Origin of the sequence: Nitratireductor rhodophyticola (assembly GCF_019891355.1) — a bacterium.
Classification (GTDB): Bacteria; Pseudomonadota; Alphaproteobacteria; order Rhizobiales; family Rhizobiaceae; genus Nitratireductor; species Nitratireductor rhodophyticola.
Genome location: NZ_JAHSSF010000001.1, coordinates 744,942 through 764,354, shown reverse-complemented (window position 1 = coordinate 764,354; position 19,413 = coordinate 744,942). Strand labels below are relative to the sequence as shown.

The 19,413-nt window shown below is 62.3% G+C and carries 14 protein-coding genes; 12 read left to right on the top strand and 2 right to left on the bottom strand.

Going from position 1 to position 19,413, the window contains the following annotated elements; genetic code table 11:
- Positions 1-5 precede the first annotated feature (5 nt).
- From KUG85_RS03555 to KUG85_RS03540, 4 genes are all read left to right on the top strand, one after another.
- Entirely contained in the window at positions 6-1,406 is a 1,401-nt protein-coding gene (locus tag KUG85_RS03555; RefSeq protein WP_065817542.1) for a sigma-54-dependent transcriptional regulator, read from the top strand.
- Positions 1,399-3,417, top strand: coding sequence for a sensor histidine kinase (locus KUG85_RS03550; RefSeq protein WP_223004142.1), 2,019 nt, complete (start codon positions 1,399-1,401; stop codon positions 3,415-3,417). The genes KUG85_RS03555 and KUG85_RS03550 overlap by 8 nt, the downstream gene beginning before the upstream one ends.
- A 370-nt stretch (positions 3,418-3,787) precedes the next feature.
- A complete protein-coding gene (locus KUG85_RS03545; protein WP_065817540.1) occupies positions 3,788-5,440 on the top strand; it encodes an OFA family MFS transporter in 1,653 nt (550 codons plus the stop codon).
- 247 nt (positions 5,441-5,687) lie between these two features.
- Positions 5,688-6,917, top strand: a complete 1,230-nt coding sequence (locus KUG85_RS03540) for an NAD(P)/FAD-dependent oxidoreductase (protein WP_223004493.1) — start codon at positions 5,688-5,690, stop codon at positions 6,915-6,917.
- Positions 6,918-6,960: 43 nt separating this feature from the next.
- Here KUG85_RS03540 and KUG85_RS03535 read toward each other — a convergent pair whose 3' ends face one another.
- Positions 6,961-7,854 (bottom strand): LysR substrate-binding domain-containing protein, encoded by an 894-nt coding sequence (locus KUG85_RS03535; protein ID WP_223004141.1) that lies wholly within the window; start codon positions 7,852-7,854, stop codon positions 6,961-6,963.
- A 100-nt stretch (positions 7,855-7,954) separates the two neighbouring features.
- Between KUG85_RS03535 and KUG85_RS03530 the strand changes: the two genes are divergently transcribed.
- Positions 7,955-9,160: an epoxide hydrolase family protein gene (locus KUG85_RS03530; RefSeq protein ID WP_223004140.1), complete on the top strand. Its 1,206-nt coding sequence runs from the start codon at positions 7,955-7,957 to the stop codon at positions 9,158-9,160.
- Positions 9,161-9,187: 27 nt separating this feature from the next.
- Here KUG85_RS03530 and KUG85_RS03525 read toward each other — a convergent pair whose 3' ends face one another.
- Positions 9,188-10,462: a Zn-dependent hydrolase gene (locus tag KUG85_RS03525; RefSeq protein ID WP_223004139.1), complete on the bottom strand. Its 1,275-nt coding sequence runs from the start codon at positions 10,460-10,462 to the stop codon at positions 9,188-9,190.
- 113 nt (positions 10,463-10,575) lie between these two features.
- Here KUG85_RS03525 and KUG85_RS03520 point away from each other — a divergent pair, with 113 nt between their 5' ends.
- The 7 genes from KUG85_RS03520 (at position 10,576) to KUG85_RS03490 (ending at position 19,230) form a co-directional block, all read left to right on the top strand.
- Positions 10,576-12,132 carry an ABC transporter substrate-binding protein gene (locus KUG85_RS03520; RefSeq protein WP_223004138.1) on the top strand — a complete coding sequence of 519 codons (1,557 nt, stop codon included), beginning with the start codon at positions 10,576-10,578 and terminating at the stop codon, positions 12,130-12,132.
- 219 nt (positions 12,133-12,351) lie between these two features.
- The gene (locus KUG85_RS03515) at positions 12,352-13,296 is read left to right on the top strand and encodes an ABC transporter permease (protein WP_007006773.1); all 945 of its coding nucleotides are present in this window, start codon (positions 12,352-12,354) and stop codon (positions 13,294-13,296) included.
- Entirely contained in the window at positions 13,296-15,233 is a 1,938-nt protein-coding gene (locus KUG85_RS03510; protein ID WP_223004137.1) for a dipeptide/oligopeptide/nickel ABC transporter permease/ATP-binding protein, read from the top strand. The genes KUG85_RS03515 and KUG85_RS03510 overlap by 1 nt, the downstream gene beginning before the upstream one ends.
- A complete protein-coding gene (locus tag KUG85_RS03505) occupies positions 15,226-16,218 on the top strand; it encodes an ABC transporter ATP-binding protein (RefSeq protein ID WP_223004136.1) in 993 nt (330 codons plus the stop codon). Before KUG85_RS03510 ends, KUG85_RS03505 begins: the two co-directional genes overlap by 8 nt.
- Positions 16,211-16,984, top strand: a complete 774-nt coding sequence (locus KUG85_RS03500) for a FadR/GntR family transcriptional regulator (RefSeq protein ID WP_223004135.1) — start codon at positions 16,211-16,213, stop codon at positions 16,982-16,984. The genes KUG85_RS03505 and KUG85_RS03500 overlap by 8 nt, the downstream gene beginning before the upstream one ends.
- 247 nt (positions 16,985-17,231) lie before the next feature.
- Entirely contained in the window at positions 17,232-18,224 is a 993-nt protein-coding gene (dusA, locus tag KUG85_RS03495) for a tRNA dihydrouridine(20/20a) synthase DusA (RefSeq protein WP_223004134.1), read from the top strand.
- Between the two features lie 184 nt (positions 18,225-18,408).
- Positions 18,409-19,230, top strand: coding sequence for a sulfite exporter TauE/SafE family protein (locus KUG85_RS03490; RefSeq protein WP_223004133.1), 822 nt, complete (start codon positions 18,409-18,411; stop codon positions 19,228-19,230).
- Positions 19,231-19,413: the final 183 nt, after the last annotated feature.

Genomic DNA, 19,413 nt, shown 5'->3' with positions numbered 1-19,413 from the left:
AGGATATGGCGAGCGGACAGGCTGCAAGAGCGCCACGCAACATGGCGGCGGACCCGGAATTCGGCCCATGGCTGGCACAGGCCTCCATCCTCGTGATCGATGACGAGCCGGGCATGAGGAATTTTCTCATGCGTACGCTCGGCCCCCGCTGCAAGCGTCTCGACGAGGCCGCCGACACCGAAGAGGCATCGCGCAAGCTCGACACCAACCATTATGACGTGGTGATTCTCGACAACATCATGCCGGGCAAGAATGGTGTCGACTGGCTTGCCGAGCAGCGCGCCATCGGGTTTTTCTCCAATGCCATTCTCATGACGGCCTATGCGGATCTGGAGACCGCCATCCAGGCATTGCGTGCCGGCGCCGTGGATTTCATTCTGAAGCCATTCCGCTCCAACCAGCTTTTGAACGCCGTGGCGCGCTGTCTCGATCAGATGCGCCTCCAGCGCGAAAACTATGTCCTGCGCTACGAACTGAAATCCACCTCCGATCACGTTCTGCTGCGCGACAAGCTGATCGGCGGCTCCAAAGCGATCAGCGATGTGCGGGAGACGATTGCACGCGTTGCACCGCTGCCGACGTCGGTGCTTCTGACTGGCCAGTCGGGCACGGGCAAGGAAGTCGCCGCGCGTTCGCTTCATTCGCTCTCGGACCGGGCGGACAAACCCTTCGTCCCCGTCAACTGCGCCGCCATTCCGCCGGACATGATCGAAACCGAGCTTTTCGGTCATCTCAAGGGTGCGTTCACCGGCGCGGACACGGCCCGCGAAGGTCTTTTCATGCACGCCCAGGGCGGCACGCTGTTTCTTGACGAAATCGGCGAGTTGCCGCCTGCCACGCAGAGCAAGCTTTTGCGCGTGCTCGAGGATCGCCGGATCAGGCCGGTGGGCTCGGAACGCGAAATCCCTGTCGACCTGCGCTTCGTCTTTGCCACCAATGCCGAACTCGAAAGACTGGTCGAAGCCGGCCAGTTTCGCGCCGATCTGTTCTTCCGCATCAACGTTATGCAGATCCACCTGCCGCCACTCAAGGATCGTGGCCAGGACGTGCAGGAACTCGCCGATCTGTTCATGACCAAGCTCTCGCAGCAACTGGGAACGCCGAAAGTCTCCATTGGGGCAGATGCACGATCGGCCCTTGCGGCCTATTCCTGGCCCGGAAATGTGCGCGAACTACGCAATCTTGTCGAACGCACGCTGATCCTGGGCCGGTTCCCAGACGACTTCGGCGGCGGGGTTCGTACAATGCAGCAAAGCGGAACCGGTGGCGAGAGCCTTGCCGATATCGAACGCCGGCACATACTGGCCGTTCTCGACCGGCTGGGCGGCGACCGTGAGGCTGCCGCGCGCCAGCTTGGTGTTTCCCGCAAGACAATCGACCGCAAATGCGCGGCCTGGAATGTCTGACCGATTAGAGCCGGACCGGCGCAGGGGGCAGGGGCGTTCGGTCCGTTTTCGCCTGCTTGTGATCGCGCTTTTGCCCACGCTCGTGATCCTGCCTCTGCTTCTTGGCATGGCGGTCTACAGGTGGAACGCAAAGTTCGACGCAGCCTTGATCTCCAAGGTCAATGGCGATCTGACCATCGCGCACCAGTATTTCGCGCGGCTTCTGGAAAACACCGGTGAACGCATCACGGCCCTTGGCGGCTCGGCAAGGTTCCGCGATATCGTGGAGGCCGGAGGCGGCGGTCTGGAAGCGCTCCTGGAAGAACATCGCCGCGCGCTCGATCTCGATTTTCTGTATCTGATCCCGAGGAATGGCAGGGTCGTAACATCCGCTCCGAAGCTTGCCGGCGCTCCACGGTCTGACTGGCCGATCATCGAAAGGGCGCTTTCAGGAGAGGCGTCTACGGGGATCGATATCTTTTCGGGCGAGGAATTGACCGTAATCGCGCCCGCACTCGCCGCGCGTGCCCGGCTGGAACTGGTGCCAACGCCCAATGCCGTGCCGACCGACCGGGCGGCCGAAACGCGCGGCATGGTCGTTCATTCGGCAACGCCGGTGCGACTTGCCGATGGCAGCCCGGCCGCCCTTGTCGGCGGCAATCTCCTGAACCGCAATCTCGTTTTCATCGACACGATCAATGATCTCGTCTACCGCGAAGCGAGCCTGCCGGAGGGAAGCCAGGGAACGGCAACACTGTTCCTAGACGACGTGCGCATCAGCACCAATGTACGGCTCTTTGAGGGGCGCAGGGCCCTTGGCACGCGCGTTTCGAGCATCGTCCGCTCGGCAGTGCTCGGTCAGGGACGCGTCTGGCTCGACAGCGCTTTTGTCGTCAATGACTGGTACATCTCCGCCTATGAGCCGATCACCGACAGCTACGGCAGGCGCGTCGGCATGCTCTATGTCGGCTTTCTGGAAGCGCCCTTCACGGAAGCGAAGTATACGACCCTGCTGACGATCGCCATCGCCTTTCTGGCGATCACCGCATTGAGTGTTCCGCTGTTCCTGCGCTGGGCCCGCTCGATCTTCAAGCCGCTTGAGCGCATGGCCGGCACGATTTCAGAGGTTGAGGGCGGGGACCTCGGCGCACGCACGGGCATTCGTGGCGTCGACGACGAAATCGGCCGGGTGGCGCAGCATCTCGACCTGCTTCTTGAGCAGCTGCAGGAACGCGACAGGCAATTGCGCGCCTGGAACGAGGAGTTGAACGCCCGGGTGGAAGAGCGCACGCGCGAGCTGCGGCTTGCAAACCGGCAGCTTGAGGCCACGACCCGTCAGCTCATCATGTCCGAAAAACTCGCTGCGATTGGCGAGATTACGGCCGGCGTTGCCCATGAAATCAACAATCCAATCGCCGTGATGCAGGGCAATCTTGAAGTGGTGCGTCAGGTGATGGGGGATCGCGCGGATGAGGCGCGGACGGAATTTCGCCTGCTCGATGAACAGATCCACCGGATCAGCCAGATTGTCACCAAGCTGCTTCAGTTTGCCAAGCCGGAGGAATATGCGGGCTTTCTGGAGCGTCACGCCCCGACGGATGTGATTTCCGACACGTTGCCACTGGTGCAGCACCTTCTCAACAAGGCAGAAATCGTGGTCATGCGTGAAGACCGCGCGACCCGCCTTGTGTTGATGAACCGCACGGAACTCCAGCAGGTTCTCGTCAACCTGATCGTCAATGCCGTCCATGCGATGCCTGACGGTGGCTCTCTCTCACTCGTCACCCGCGATGAAGAGCAGGACGGAGACAAGGGGCTCGTTATCGCGGTTTCGGATACGGGCGTCGGCATGACGCCCGAAATGCTCGACAGGGCGTTCGATCCGTTTTTCACCACAAAGCGGCAGGAGGGGACCGGGCTCGGCCTTTCGATCAGCCAGACCCTGATCAGCCGGCAGGGCGGCAAGATCTCGGTCGAGAGCAGACCAGGCGAGGGCACCTGTTTCACGATCTGGTTGCCGGAGGCGCGCTAGATCGTCATGTGTCTGGATGGACGCACAAAGGACGATCTAAATTATTGATGGAGCATCGGAATAACCCGAAAACCGGATTCCACTTTTCGGTCCGATGCTCGAAACGTCTCGGACAAAATGTCCGATCGCCTCGGACATACTGTCCATTGAGCTGATCTTTCAGCCGATAAGCATCTGAAATCGTTCACAGCAATCATCTGGCACGACCATTGCTTACCTCCAGACGAGGTAAGAGGAGGACGCTATCGATGACCGGGGCCCGACCCGGAAGCCACTGTCGCGGAGGGCGGCGGGTCGGCATCAATCGGGAACTTTCAAACGCGTAACCAGCAGGACGGCTGCCGGAAAACCCGGCAGGAGGAGGAGACTTATGTCCGCAGCAAGTGACACATTATCCGGCGCCCCCGCCGGCGGTATTTTGGACAGGGAGAGGATCATTGCCCAGCCGGGCTTCAACCGCTGGCTTGTTCCGCCGGCGGCCCTGGCGATCCATCTATGCATCGGCATGGCTTATGGTTTTAGCGTGTTCTGGCTGCCGCTGACCCAGGCCATCGGCATTTCCGAGCGTGTGGTCTGCGAGGACATGACGCTCATCAGCGCGCTTTTCACCACAAGCTGCGACTGGCGCGTTTCGGATCTGGGCTGGATCTACACGCTGTTTTTCGTGCTGCTCGGCTCGGCGGCGGCGATCTGGGGCGGCTGGCTCGAACGCGCCGGCCCGCGCAAGGCGGGCGTGGTCGCGGCCTTCTGCTGGTGCGGCGGCATCGCCGTTGCAGCGATCGGCGTGATGCTTCACCAGCTCTGGCTTATGTGGCTCGGCGCCGGCGTGATCGGCGGCATTGGCCTGGGGCTCGGCTATATTTCGCCGGTTTCGACGCTGATCAAATGGTTTCCGGATCGCCGGGGCATGGCAACGGGCATGGCCATTATGGGCTTTGGCGGCGGTGCGATGATCGGCGCCCCGCTGGCAGACATGCTCATGAACACGTTCAAGACCGCGGGCTCCGTTGGCGTCTGGCAGACCTTTCTGGTCATGGCCGCCATCTATTTCGTCTTCATGATGGGCGGCGCCTTCGGCTATCGCATTCCGCCATCCGGCTGGCGGCCGGAAGGCTGGACACCGCCGGCAAAGAGCGCGAAATCCATGATCACGTCGCGCCATGTCCATTTGCGCGACGCTCACAAGACGAAGCAGTTCTGGCTGATCTGGGCGGTTCTCACCCTCAACGTGTCGGCTGGTATCGGTGTGATCGGCATGGCCTCACCCATGCTTCAGGAAATTTTTGGCGGACGCCTGCTCGGCATGCCGGAACTGACATTCAACGAACTCGACGCATCCCAGAAGAGCGCCATTGCGGCGATTGCCGCGGGCTTTGCCGGTCTGCTCTCGCTGTTCAACATCGGCGGCCGCTTCTTCTGGGCGTCGCTCTCCGACAGGATCGGCAGGAAGAACACTTATTACGCATTCTTCCTGATCGGCATCGTGCTCTATGCGCTCGCCCCCTCGGCCGCGCATATGGGCAGCCAGGTGCTCTTCGTTCTGATGTTCGGCATTATCCTGTCTATGTATGGCGGTGGTTTCGCCACGGTGCCGGCCTATCTGGCCGACATTTTCGGCACCCAGTTCGTTGGCGCCATCCACGGTCGTCTGCTGACGGCCTGGGCGACGGCCGGCATCATCGGTCCCGTCGTGGTGAACTACATTCGTGAAGCGCAGCTCAATGCGGGTATTCCGCGCGAGCAGGTCTACGACTTCACCATGTATATCCTGGCCGGCATGCTTCTCCTTGGCCTGATCTGCAACATGCTGGTCAAGCCGCTTTCGGACAAATGGTACATGTCGGATGAGGAAGTCGCGAAACTTCAGGCGAAATCGGCGGCTGCCGATTCAGGCCCGACCGGCTCGTTCGGTATCGGCAAGGGTGGTTTCGATGGCAAGGCGCTTGCCGCCTGGGCCATCGTCGGCATCCCCATTCTGTGGGGTGTCTGGATAACGCTGCAGAAGACCGCGGCCCTGTTCTAGAGCATCGGACCGAAAAGTGGAATCCGGTTTTCGGGCTATTCCGATGCTTGATCTATGATCCAGACAGGGTTGTTGCAGCGCTGCCCTCCGGCATGAGCCCCGCCGGAGGGCAGTTTCGTTTGTGCCACCTCAGGGAAACTGCAGGAGCAGTCCCGTCTGCGCCGCAATCGCGGGCTTGCCCATGTGCCCCGCGCTCTCTATGTCGGACCCGTTGTCATCGGGATTTCAAAGAGCCGGAGGCGGGACCCTGGACGAGCACATCATTATCATCGGTGCAGGCCATGGCGGCGTACAGGCTGCCGCGAGTTTGCGCGAGGAGGGGTATGAAGGCCGGCTGACGCTTGTTTCGGGCGATCCCGAACTTCCCTATCACAAGCCGCCGCTTTCCAAGGTTTTCCTGAAATCACAGGATGCCGAACCGCAGATTCTGCGCGCCCGGCTGTTCTACGACACACAGAATATCGAGCTTGAGACGGGTGTCTGCGTTACCGGTATCGCGCCGGAAACCCGCACGCTGACACTGGATGATGGCAGGCAACTTGACTGGAGCAGACTTCTGCTCGCCACCGGTGCTGAACCCCGCCGCTTGACGGTGCCCGGTTCTGAATGCGCCGGCGTTCTTTATCTTCGCGACTGCGCCGATGCCCGCGTCCTGCGCGATGCCCTGGTCAGGGCGCAGAACATCGTCGTGATCGGAGGCGGCTTCATCGGGCTCGAGGTGGCGGCGACGGCTGCCATGGCCGGAAAGGGCGTGACGGTGGTGGAGGCGGCCGAACGCATCCTCGGCCGGGCCGTGAGTGCGCGCGTCGCAGACCACATGCACGCCTATCATGAGAGCCTCGGTGTCAGGATATTGACGAACGCGGGTGTTGCGCGGCTTGTCGGCGAGAAGGGAAACCTTCGCAGTGTCATCACATCGGATGGGCGGGAGCTTTCCGCCGATATCGTGCTGGTGGGCATTGGCGCGCTGCCGAACACCGCCCTGGCCGAAGCCACCGGGCTTGCCTGCGACAACGGCGTTCGCGTGGACGCCAGCTGTCGCACCAGCGCTGCCGACGTCTACGCGATCGGGGATTGTGTTTCCTTCCCGCACGCCGCGTCAGGACGCACACTGCGTCTTGAATCGGTCCAGAACGCCACCGATCAGGCGCGCATTGCGGCAAAGGCAATGCTCGGCAAAGAGGCAGCCTATGACGCCGTCCCGTGGTTCTGGTCCGATCAGGGCGAGCGCAAGCTGCAGATGGCAGGCCTCCCTTTCGATGTGGATCGGGAGATCGTGACGGGGGATCCCGAGAGCGGCGCCTTCGGCGTCTACCTCTTCTCGGGCGCCCGTCTGGTCGCCGTGGAAACCGTCAATCGGCCCGGCGAACACATGATGGCGCGGCGCATGCTGGCGGCAGGTTTTTCACCGTCTGTCGAAGAGGTGCTCGAAGGTCCGGCCGCGCTGAAGGCAGCGATGATGGCAGCGGAACGATGAGCGCTCACCGGCGCAGCGTCCAGAACCGGGCCGAAACCGTCGACTATCCGGCGAGTTGCCGCATTATCCATTGCCGAAATGCCCTCAGACATGGCCCGTTCTTGCTGTCTGCCCAGCAAAGATAATAGTGGTGCCTGCATTGTGCGGCCCATCGGTCGTCGCTGAACAACCGCGCCAGTCGTCCACTGCTCAAATATGGCGCGGCATAGACGTGAGGAAGCCAGGCGACACCGTGTCCGTCAAGGGCAGCGGCGAGCGTCAGCGCACTCGGCAACCGGGTAATCCGCGAATGTGCTTGCTGATCCAGGCCATGATCGTCGAACCAACGGGACATTTCGATGTCCCGGTCTTCATCCAAAATCCAAGGCAGTCTGGTTAGATCCCGGGGCGCTTGAATGGAAACCTGCTCCAGGATGGAAGGCGCCGCGACGACGACGTCCCAACCTTCAAAAAGCCGTTCGCAATTCAACTCCGGCCAGTTGCCATCACCATACCGGATAGCCGCATCGAAATCGCCCTGGACGAGATCATGCACAGCCGCATCGGCGTTTATGCGCAGGTCGATCTCCGGATGGCGCCTTATCAGATCGTCAAGACGCGGCAGCAGCCAGTGCTGTGCGACATGCGGCGTTACCGTGACGTTGAGGATATTGTCCCCGCGCCGAAACTGATTGAGGTCAGCGGCAATTGCCCTGAAATGACCGAGCAGGCTGTCGGCAAGCTCCTCGGCTTCCGGCAGCATGACAAGACGGTTGCCTGTACGAACAAACAGTCTTCGCTGCAAACGGTCTTCCAGTCCGCGCAGATGCTGGCTTACTGCGCCATGTGTCACCCTGAGCGCATGAGCCGCTGCGCCGACGGAGCCGGTTCCATGGAATACGGCAAAAGCTCGAAGCGAATTCAGCGGCAGCCAGGCGAAGTCATTACGTTTTTTCATGATAGAAAATCTAACTGATATTGATCTTTTCTGACAAGTAGCGAGAGCCATTTCGTGCTAAATTTTACAAAATTATATAAGGAGGAAAGGCCAGTAGATAATGTACAGTTTTTCTAACAATAATGCTCAGAGCGACGTACACCGGTTCGAAGCTCACGCAAGCGATGCTGACCTTGCCGACCTTCGCGCGCGACTAGCGGCCGCGCGACTGCCGGAGCGCGAAACGGTCTACCGGCCCGCGCCTGACCCGCGCCGATGGGATCAGGGTGTTCCGCTCGCCGATCTTTCCGAACTGGTCGACTATTGGCGCACCGGGTATGACTGGCGCGCGTTTGAAGCGCGCCTTAATCGGATCGGCCAGTTCCGCACGACCATCGACGGGCTGGCGATCCACTTCCTGCACCGCAGGTCGGCCCGCGCCGACGCCACGCCTTTGATCCTGACGCATGGCTGGCCGGGCAGCGTTGCCGAGTTCGCCCACGTGATCGACGCGTTGGCCGATCCCGAGAATCCGGATGCGCCGGCGTTTCACGTTGTCGCGCCGTCGCTGCCGGGCTTTGGCTACAGCGACAAGCCGACCGGCACCGGGTGGGGGGTCGGAAAGATCGCCGCCGCATGGGTGGAACTGATGGGACGGCTCGGCTACGACCGATTCATGGCCCATGGCGGCGATTGGGGCGGCGTCATTACCACTGTGTTGGGTGGCCGGTTTCCGGCATCCGTTGTCGGCATCCATACGGTGCTCGCGCAGGCGCCGCCGGGGCTGGCAACCGACGGGCTGACAGCGGCGGAGCGCAAATGGGCCGAGGACACGCGCGCGTTCTGGCGCAAACGCGCGGCGTATGCGAAGCAGCAGGCAACGCGGCCGCAGACGATCGGTTACGCGCTTGTCGATTCGCCGGTAGGGCTTCTCGCCTGGATCCTCGACAAGTTCTTTGAGTGGACCGACACCGAAGACAGCCCGTTCGAAACGATTTCCAGAGATCGCATCCTTGACGATGTCACCCTCTACTGGCTGACGCGGACAGGCGCGTCGGCGGCCCGCATCTATGCCGAAAGCCACGGCGGCGTTAACGCACTCGACCCCGGCCTGCGGGTCGACGTTCCGTCGGCAATCAGCATTTATCCGTGCGACATCGAAAAATGTCCCCGCGCCTGGGCACAGGAACGGTATCGGCAGATCGTTCGATGGAAGACGCCGGAAGCCGGGGGGCATTTCCCGTCACTGGAGGTTCCCGGCTATTTCATCACGGACCTGCAGGAAGGCCTCGCTGCAGTGCTGGCTGCCAGCGGCAGCTCTCCATGAGGCTATGGCCGTGCCGCCGCCATGCCGCTAATCTGCGGCGATAGCGCTGAGCCGGACCAGCGCTGAAAGCATCAGTTGAGCGCCCTTTTCGATGGCTTCCCAGTCGGTCCATTCCTCGGGCGCATGGCTGATGCCGTCGCGGCTTGGAACGAAGATCAGGCCCGAGGGGCACAGGGTCTGCATCGTCTGGGCGTCGTGGCCGGCGCCGGATGGCATGGTGAGGGTTTTAAGCCCGAGCCGATGCGCTTCCTCGTTCAAAAGCGAGACCAGCGTGCCGTCGAGACGAACCGGCTCCATTCGGCTCTGCTCCTCGATGGAAAAGCTCAGCCCGTTTGCCTGCGCGGCATCGCGCACGGCCTGTTCCATGGCCAGAGCCAGAGCCGCCATCGTGCCGGGATCGGTGTCGCGGATGTTGATGATGAAATCGGCGCGGCCCGGCACGGTGTGGATGAAATTGGGCTGAAGCCCGACCTTGCCGATGGTGATGCGGCTGCGCTCTCCGCCATGCTCGGCAATCACGCCACGCACCGCCTGGCCGACCGCCGAGAGGCCGGCGAAAGCGTCGGCGCGCAGGGCCATCGGCGTGGTACCGGAATGGTTGGCGCGGCCGATCAGCGACACGGCGAGATTGATGACGCCGGCGACACTGTCGGCAATGCCGACGGGAATGCTGGCCTGTTCCAGTACCGGCCCCTGTTCGATGTGCAGTTCGAGGAAGGCTTTGATGCTGCGGGGAGGGCGGGCGGCGTCGAGCGCATCACGGGCGTTCAGACCCTGATCGCGCATGGCGTCGGCAAGCCGGATACCGTCGGCGTCGCGGGCTTCATCCAGCCATTGGGCGGTCACGAGGCCGGCAATGGTCTGCGAGCCCAGCATGCCGCCGAACCGTCCTTCCTCCTCAGCGGTGGCAACCACTTCGATGGCGGTCGTCGGCGTGAAACCGGCGTCCTTCATGGCGCGCACGCATTCGAGCGCCACACATGCGCCGAGCGCGCCGTCGAAGGCGCCGCCCTCGGGCACGGTGTCGAGATGTGAGCCGGCCATGATAGATGGGCCGTCCGTCGGGCCGTATCGACCGAACAGGTTGGCAACGGGGTCGCGGTGCACGGTCAGGCCATCAGCACGCATCTGCTCCAGAAACCAGCTTCGCACGGCCATGTCCGCATCGCTGTAACCGACGCGGTTATAGCCGCCGGTCTGCGAATTGCGACCGAAAGCGTTGACCCCGTCGAGCAGGGCGCGCAGGCGCTGTGAGTTGATGACTGGTGTGTGGACCATGAGATCTGCCTGTTTTTCAAACATTTATTCCGCGTCGGGAATGCGGAAAAGCGGTGTGTTTTCGATTTATTATAATAAATGCTTGCCAATAGATAGATTGTTAGGATTAATTATGCGCAACAGAGGGAGGAGCCCCCATGAGGAAACTGATTGCAGCCGCCATGACCGCCGGTTCGATGCTCTTTGCGTCGCCGGTCTTTGCGCAGACACCGCCCAACGTTCTGGTCGTCGGGCAGATCGCGGAGCCGAAATCGCTCGATCCCCATGCGGTGACGGCAGTCAATGACTTCCGCATCCTGATGAACGTCTATGACGGCCTGACCCGTTACAAAGACGGCACGCTGGAACCGGAACCGGCGCTGGCGGAGAGCTGGGAGATTTCCGATGACGGGATCACCTACACCTTCAAGCTGCGCGAGGGGGTGACGTTTCATGACGGCACGCCGCTCAATGCGGAAGCCGTGAAGTTCAACTTCGACCGCATGCTGAAAGAAGATCACCCCTATCACGATACGGGACCGTTCCCGCTCGCCTTCTACTTCTCGTCGGTGGACGAGGTGACGGCGGTGGACGACCTGACCGTCGAGTTCACGCTGAAAGAGCCTTTTGCGCCCTTCCTGTCGAATCTGTCCTATCCGACAGGCCTGATCGTTTCGCCCGAGGCGGTCAAGGAACACGGCAAGGATTACGGCCGCAATCCGGTCGGAACGGGGGCCTTCAGGTTCGAGGAATGGCAGGCCAATTCCCGCGTCGTCATCACCCGCAACGAGGATTACTGGGATGGTGCGCCGCCGCTCGAAGCCGTGATCTACCGTCCGATCACCGACACCAACACCCGCATCGCCGAAATGCTCTCCGGTGGTCTGGACGTGATGGTGGAGGTGCCGCCGGACAGCCTGCAGCAGTTCCGCGATGGCGCGAATTTCAGCGTTTACGAGCAGGCGGGCCCGCATGTCTGGTTCCTGATCCTCAACATGAAGGAGGGGCCGTTCACCGAAAAGGCGGTGCGCCAGGCTGCCAATTACGCCATCAACAAGAAGGCGCTGGTCGAGAACATTCTGCAGGGCACGGCAGACGTGGCCGCGGGACCGACACCGCCGGCCTTCGCATGGGCCTACAATGAAGAACTGCAGCCCTATCCCTATGATCCGGACAAGGCCAGGCAGCTTCTCGAAGAAGCCGGGTATGATGGCGAGGAACTGACCTTCTACGTCACCGAGGGCGGCTCGGGCATGCTCGACCCCATCGCCATGGGTACGGCCATCCAGGCCGATCTGCAGGCCGTCGGCATGAAGGTCAACATCGAGACCTATGAGTGGAACACGTTCCTCGGCAAGGTGAATCCGGGGCTGGAAGGCAAGGCGGACATGGCCGAAATGGCATGGATGACCAACTCGCCGGACACGCTGCCCTTCCTGGCGCTGCGCTCGGAAGCATGGCCCGACAAGGGCGGTTTCAACTCCGGCTACTACGCCAACGAGAGGGTGGATGAACTCCTGAACAAGGCCCGCACCTCGACCGATCAGTCCGAGCGCGCCGCACTCTACAAGGAGATGCAGCAGATCGTTCAGGACGATGCACCGTGGGTCTTCGTCGCCAACTGGAAGCAGAATGCGGTGACCGGCGCGAATGTCGAGAACTTCAAGCTCCAGCCGTCCTTCTTCCTGATGTTGCAGGATGTGGCCAAGCCCTAGGGGCGTGAACGTGAATTCCCACTCTCGTCCTTCGCCTTTCGACAAGCTCAAGAGGCTCGGGATGAGGGTGGGGCGACGGCGCACATGCAGCATGTTCAACCGACGCACTGCGCCTGCACAGCCCTCATCCTGAGCCTGTCGAAGGGCGAGGGCGGCATGCAGGGCATCGCATCAAAAGTGAACCGCGCCCATAACCGAACCTGAAACGAGGCCCCAGCCATGGCAGCTTACATAGCCAAGCGCCTCCTTGCCGCCATCCCGGTCCTGTTCGGGCTCTCGATCATCGTCTTCCTGATCATGGCGATGATCCCCGGCGACCCGGCAACAGCCATTCTCGGCTCCTATGCGACACCGGAGAACGTGGCCAGGATCAACGCGGATCTCGGCCTCGACAAGCCACTGCCCCAGCAATATCTGATCTGGCTCGGGAACCTTCTTCAGGGCGATCTCGGGCGTTCCTATGCGCTCAACCGGCCTGTGCTGGACGAGGTGCTGGAGCGTTTCTCGGCCACGCTGATCCTGGCCGGCACGGCGCTGGTGCTGTGCTCGATCCTCGGCCTTCTGGCGGGCGTCGTCTCGGCCGTGCGCCAGTATGGTCTGGCCGACAAGGTGATCACCGTTCTGGTGCTGATCGGCATTTCGATACCGTCCTTCTGGCTCGGCCTGCTTCTCATCCTGGCTTTCGCCGTCAAGATCCGGCTGTTCCCGGCCAGTGGCATGTACGCCATTTATGGCGGCGGCGATCTGCCGGACCTGCTTCACCACCTGTTTCTGCCGGCGCTGACGCTGGCGGTGGTCGCCACCGGCGTCATCGCGCGGCTCACCCGCACGGCCATGCTGGAAGTGCTGCGGCAGGACTACATACGCACCGCGCGCGCCAAGGGGCTGACCGAAAGGCGCGTCATCTACCGTCACGCTTTCAAGGCCGCACTTGTCAGCGTCATTCCGGTGATCGGCATTCAGGCCGGGTTCGTGCTCGGAGGTGCGGTCTATATCGAAACCGTGTTCCAGTGGCCGGGCATCGGTTCGATGCTGGTCAACGCCATTTCCACCCGCGATCTGCTTCTGGTGCAGGGTGGGGTTCTGGTGGTGGCCGCCGCCTATGTTCTTTTCAATCTGGCCGCCGATGTGGTGCAGACGCTGCTTGACCCGAGGTTGCGCTGATGAGTGAAGCCGTTTCCACCGCCGCGAAGGGCAGGGCGCGGGGGGCAGGCCGCCCCGGTCCGGTCCGCCTGCTTCTCAACAACACGCTTGCGGCTTCCGGGCTGGCACTGCTGGTGCTGATCATCGCGGCCGCGCTTCTGGCGCCGCTCCTGCCGCTGCCCGACCCGGACGCGACGGCACCGGCCAACAGGCTGTTGCGCCCGCTCTCCGAAGGGCACCTTCTTGGCACGGATGCACTCGGGCGCGACATTCTCTCGCGGCTTGTCTGGGGCACGCGCGTCAGCCTTGCCGTGGGCATCTCGGCGACGCTGATCGCCGCCTTTTTCGGCTCGCTCATCGGGCTGGTGGCAGGCTATGCGGGTGGGCGCGTGGACGCCTTCCTGATGCGCGGCATCGACATGGTGATGGCGTTTCCCTACATCCTGCTGGCACTGGCCATCGTGGCGGCGCTCGGGCCGGGCCTGCTCAATGCGCTCTACGCCATCGCGGTGGTGAACATCCCCTTCTTCGCGCGCAACATTCGCGGCATCACCATCGGTTTGTCGCGGCGCGAGTTCGTCGATGCTGCGCGTCTTTCGGGCAAGTCGAATGCGGGCATTCTGTTTGGCGAGATCCTGCCCAACGTGCTGCCGGTCATCATCATCACCATGTCGACGACCATCGGCTGGATGATCCTCGAAACGGCCGGCCTGTCCTTCCTCGGGCTCGGTGCACAGCCGCCGCAGGCCGATCTCGGCTCGATGCTGGGCGAGGGCCGCAAGATCCTCTTCACCGCGCCGCATGTTTCGATCATTCCCGGCCTGATGATCTTTGCGCTGGTCATGAGCATCAATCTGCTGGGCGATGGCGTGCGTGACGTGCTCGACCCGCGGCTGAAATCGGGTGCGCTGACGCGGCCCGTGGCCCGCACCGCCGTTGAGCGTCGCACGGTGCCGGAAACCCGCACCCATGATGACAGCGTTCTGGAAGTGGCAGACTTGAACACGGAGTTTCACATCGGTGATGACGTCTATCGCGCGGTGGGCGGCATCGACCTGTACCTCAAGCAGGGCGAATGCCTTGGCATTGTCGGCGAATCCGGTTCCGGCAAATCCGTGACGGCCATGTCGCTCATGGGGCTGGTGCCGACTCCGCCCGGCCGCATCACGGGCGGGGCTGCCTGGCTCGACGGCGAAGACCTTTTCGCCGTCAGCGATGAGCGCATCCGCGCATTGCGCGGCGCGGATGTCTCCCATGTGTTTCAGGACCCGCTATCCACCCTGCATCCGCTGTTCACCATCGGCGACCAGCTTACGGAAGCGATCATGGCGCATCGGCCGGTCCGGCGGTCGGAGGCGGATGCGCGCGCCGAGGAGCTGCTGCGTCTGGTGCGCATCACCAATCCGGCGGAGCGGTTGAAGGTCTATCCGCATGAGCTTTCCGGCGGCATGCGCCAGCGCGTGTGCATCGCCATGGCGCTTGCCAATGACGCCAGGATCATCATCGCCGACGAACCGACAACGGCGCTGGACGTGACCGTGCAGGCGCAGATCCTGTCGCTGATGGACACGTTGAGGCGGGAAAGCAGTGCGGCGATCCTGTTCATCACCCATGATTTCGGGGTCGTGTCGGCCGTCTGCGACCGGGTTGCCGTCATGTATGCGGGACGCATCGTCGAAACGGGGACGACGGAGGAGGTGCTCAATGCGCCGGCGCATCCCTATACCCGCAAGCTGATCGACTGTGTGCCGGTTCTGGGCGAGCCCGGCCGGAGGCTCGATGCCATCGAAGGGCGTCCGCCGGTGGTCAACGATCTGCCGCCGGGCTGCGCCTTCGCGGCACGTTGCCCGCGAGTGAAGCCCGACTGCCGCAGGGGGCATATCGCACTTACCAGCCTTGGCGACACGCAGGCCGTGCGCTGCCTCTATCCAATGACGGGGGAAATCGCCGATGACTGACCCGGCCCTTCTGGAAATTGACAATGCCGAGCGGGTCTTCGGTGGCGGACGCACACTGTTCGGAAAAACCCTGCCGGCGGTGCATGCGGTGCAGGGCATATCGTTTGATGTGCGCCGGGGCGAAACGCTTGGCGTGGTCGGGGAATCGGGCTGCGGCAAGTCTACGCTTGCACGCCTGATCGTCGGCCTCGATATGCCCACCGGCGGCGCGATCACCTTCGACGGGGTGGATCTGGTTGCCGAAGCCAGACGCGACCCGCAGAAGCTTGCGCGGCGCGTGCAGTATGTCTTTCAGGATCCCGTCGCGTCGCTCAATCCGCGCAAGATAATCCGCACCATTCTCGAAGCACCGCTCAAACATCTGCTCGGACTGGACCGCGAGGCGCGCGAAAAGCGCCTGCGAGAGCTGATGGAGGCGGTCAATCTCGCGCCGGAATTCCTGGAGCGCTACCCGCACGAGTTCTCCGGCGGACAGGCGCAGCGCATCGGCATCGCCCGTGCGCTGGCCGCCGACCCCGAGCTTATCGTGCTCGATGAGCCGGTTTCCGCGCTCGACGTTTCGGTGCAGGCGCAGGTTCTGAACATTCTCGACGACCTCAAAAAGACATTCGGCCTCACCTATGTCTTCATCAGCCACGATCTTTCGGTGATTGAAAGCGTCAGCGACCGGGTGGCGGTGCTTTATTTCGGCCGGCTCGCCGAACTCGGCGCATCGGAGCGCATCTTCGCCGCGCCGCGCCATCCCTACACGCATCTCCTGTTGAAATCGGCGCCGGTTCCGGGAAAACGGTCGCTCATCCCGGAAGATGCGAATACAGAACTGCCGGATCCGTACGATCCACCGCCGGGCTGCGCTTTCTTCGCACGCTGCCCGCGCGGAACCGACCGATGCAAATCGGTGCAGCCACCGCTCGAGGCCGCACCCGGCCACCCGGGGCACATGGCCGCGTGCCATCACCCCGTCAAAGAGAACGAGGATGCCTGACCGCAGCAGTCCGCCACCGGCTCCCGGGCCTTCGCAGCTTTCCACGGTGCTCAAACGCCGCAAACGACCGGATATCATTGCCGACCGCATACGCGAGATGATCGTCACGCACGGTCTCAGGCCAGGAGACCGCATTCCGCATGAGTGGCTGTTGCCGGAAACGCAGGAAGCATCGCGCGGAACGCTGCGGGAGGCGCAGAAAATACTCGAGTTTCAGGGGTTGATCGTCAGCAAGACGGGACCGGGGGGCGGCGTGTTCGTCTCCACGGTCGGAGCCGACCAGGCCATTCGGCTGCTCGACAATCTCTTCCTGTTCCAGCCACCGTCCATCGCGGAGATCTATGCGATCCGCAAGGTTCTCGAGCCGCAGCTTGCGGCAAGTGTTGCCGGCCGGCTTTCGCATGAGGCGTTCACAGAGCTGCAGGCCAAGATACGGCTCTACGAGGCAGAACCGGAGACGGCGGAAGAGGAATACCGACAGCGTCTCGCCGAACTCGACTTTCACGTCGAGCTCGCGCGCCATGCAGAAAACACGCTGCTCGGCTTCAACTGCATTTTCCTCGTCAGCCTTCTGCGCGACATGACCGTGTGTCGGGCGATCTACAAGGAGCCGAACCCGGCGCTGCGAGAGGCAGGCCTGCATTACCAGATCAGCCTGATGCGGGCCATCAAGGCCGGTGACGGCGAGCGGGCAGCGCAGATCATGCGCGACCACATGGAAGCGGCGGAGCGTTACATGCTGGAACGGGCCGAAATTCGCCGTTAGGAGCAGGCGATATGGGCGGAGCCAGGCCCGCAAAGCATCCTGTTCACGACAGGATACGGGAAGAAACCGCGGCAGACGGTTTCGTGTGGGATGATGGCCTCCCATTGTGCCGGGCATGAGCAGAAAAGCCGTGCTGAGTGACACCTGGTACATACACTTTGAAAAAACACGCGAAATGAGTCACATATCGGAGGAGCGGGGAGCGTCAGTCCGTCCAATCACGTTGCAATCTATAAAACGCATGTAAATGACTGAAAATTATTCAAAATTCGCCGTCGCCCCGATGATCGACTGGACGGACCGGCACTGTCGGTTCTTTCACCGGCAATTGACGGGCAGGGCGCTGCTCTACACCGAGATGATCGTCGCCGATGCCGTTATTCATGGCGATCGCGAACGCCTGCTCGGTTTTGACCGGAGCGAACACCCCGTCGCGCTTCAGCTTGGCGGTTCGGATCCTGAAAAACTCGCGGAAGCGGCGGAGATCGGTGCCGGGTTCGGTTACGACGAGATCAACCTCAATGTTGGTTGCCCGTCAGACCGGGTCCAGTCGGGAACATTCGGTGCCTGCCTCATGAAGACGCCGGACGTCGTGGCGGCCGGTGTTTCGGCCATGAAGGCGCGTGTATCTCTGCCCGTAACGGTGAAATGCCGGATCGGGGTGGACGATCAGGACACCGAGATCGCGCTCGATGCGCTCGCCGATGCGGCCTGGTCGGCTGGAGCGGATGCGCTTTGGGTGCATGCGCGCAAGGCGTGGCTGCAGGGGCTGAGCCCCAGGGAAAATCGGGAAATCCCGCCGCTCGACTATGACCGCGTCTATCGTCTGAAACAGGCCAATCCCGACTGGTTCATCGGCATCAATGGCGGCATTGTCAGCCTTGACGAGGCGGCCGCGCATCTTGCGCATGTGGACGGCGTGATGCTGGGGCGCGCGGCCTATCAGAACCCGGCCATTTTGGCGGACGTTGATGCTCTTCTTGAGGGCGGCGAACGGGCGCCGGTCGATTACGCCCTGCTGATCGAGGCAATGGCGGCCTATGCCGAACGGCACATCGCCAGTGGCGGACGGCTGTCGCATGTGACACGGCACATGATTGGTCTTTTTCATGGTTTCGACGGCGCACGCCGCTATCGACAGATCCTCTCAAGCAGGGCGACGAAGCCGGGTGCCGGCGCGGAAGTCCTGCGCGAGGCTTTTTCGGCTGTCGATCTTGGCACCCGACGCGACGCGGCCTGATCTCGATCTCACCACAGGAAATTGCATTTGTGCCGCATCGGCGCTAGCTAGGTCATCGGACCGAGAAGTGGAATCCGGTTGTCGGGCTATTCCGACGCTCTATCAACAGCTTAGATCACCCTTTGCGTCCGGCTGGACGCACGGTGATCCAGCCTCGCTGGGCCGGATTTGAGAGGGGGACATCATGAATCTGCCGATGGGCGAAATCGCCATGTTTGCTGCTGCGCTGGCGGCAGCGGGCGTCGTGGCCGGCATCCTTGCCGGCCTGTTCGGCATCGGTGGCGGCGCGATCCTTGTCCCGGTGTTCTATCAGGTGTTCGGGCTCGTCGGCGTGGACGAGGCGGTGCGCATGCACCTGTCCGTCGGTACGTCGCTTGCCATCATCGTTCCGACCTCGCTGCGCTCCTTCCGGTCGCATTATCTGCGTGGCGCTGTGGATATGGATCTGTTGCGGAGTTTCGTTATCGCCGTGCCGGTCGGTGTGGTGCTGGCAACGCTTGTGGCTGCCCATGTGTCCAGCGGCGGCCTGCGGGCGATTTTTGCGGTGATTGCCCTTCTGGTCGGTGTCCGGCTTCTCTTGAACCGTGAGACCTGGCGGCTGGGAGCCGACATTCCAGGAAATCCGGCGCGCTCGCTTGTCGGCACATTGATCGGATTTCTGTCGACCCTGATGGGCATTGGCGGCGGTGTCATGAACAACACCTTCATGACGCTCTTCAACCGGCCCATGCACCAGGCTGTGGCGACCTCGTCAGGCGTCGGCGTTCTGATTTCGATCCCGGGCCTGTTCGGCTATGTGTGGGCAGGATGGGGCGAACCGCTTCTGCCGATTGCGTCCACCGGCTATGTGAACTGGATCGCCGTCCTGCTCATCATCCCGATCACGCTGCTCGTCGCTCCGCTTGGCGTGCGGATCGCCCATGCACTCGACAAGAGAAAGCTCGAAACGGCGTTCGGCCTCTTCATGATCATTGTCGCCGCCCGCTTTGGCTGGAGCCTGCTCTAGGCTGGGCCGCCCCTCCTTTATCTCAATGTTTCGCTTGATCGGTGGCTGCAATGCCTGTGCGTGGTTCGACAAGCTCACCATGAGGGAGGGTTTCACCGGGCTTCATCTGGAGCAGCGGCAGAGAGGCATTGTTCGCTAATGCATGTCGCTTTCAAATGAATTCATTTGAAAGACAACGAACAT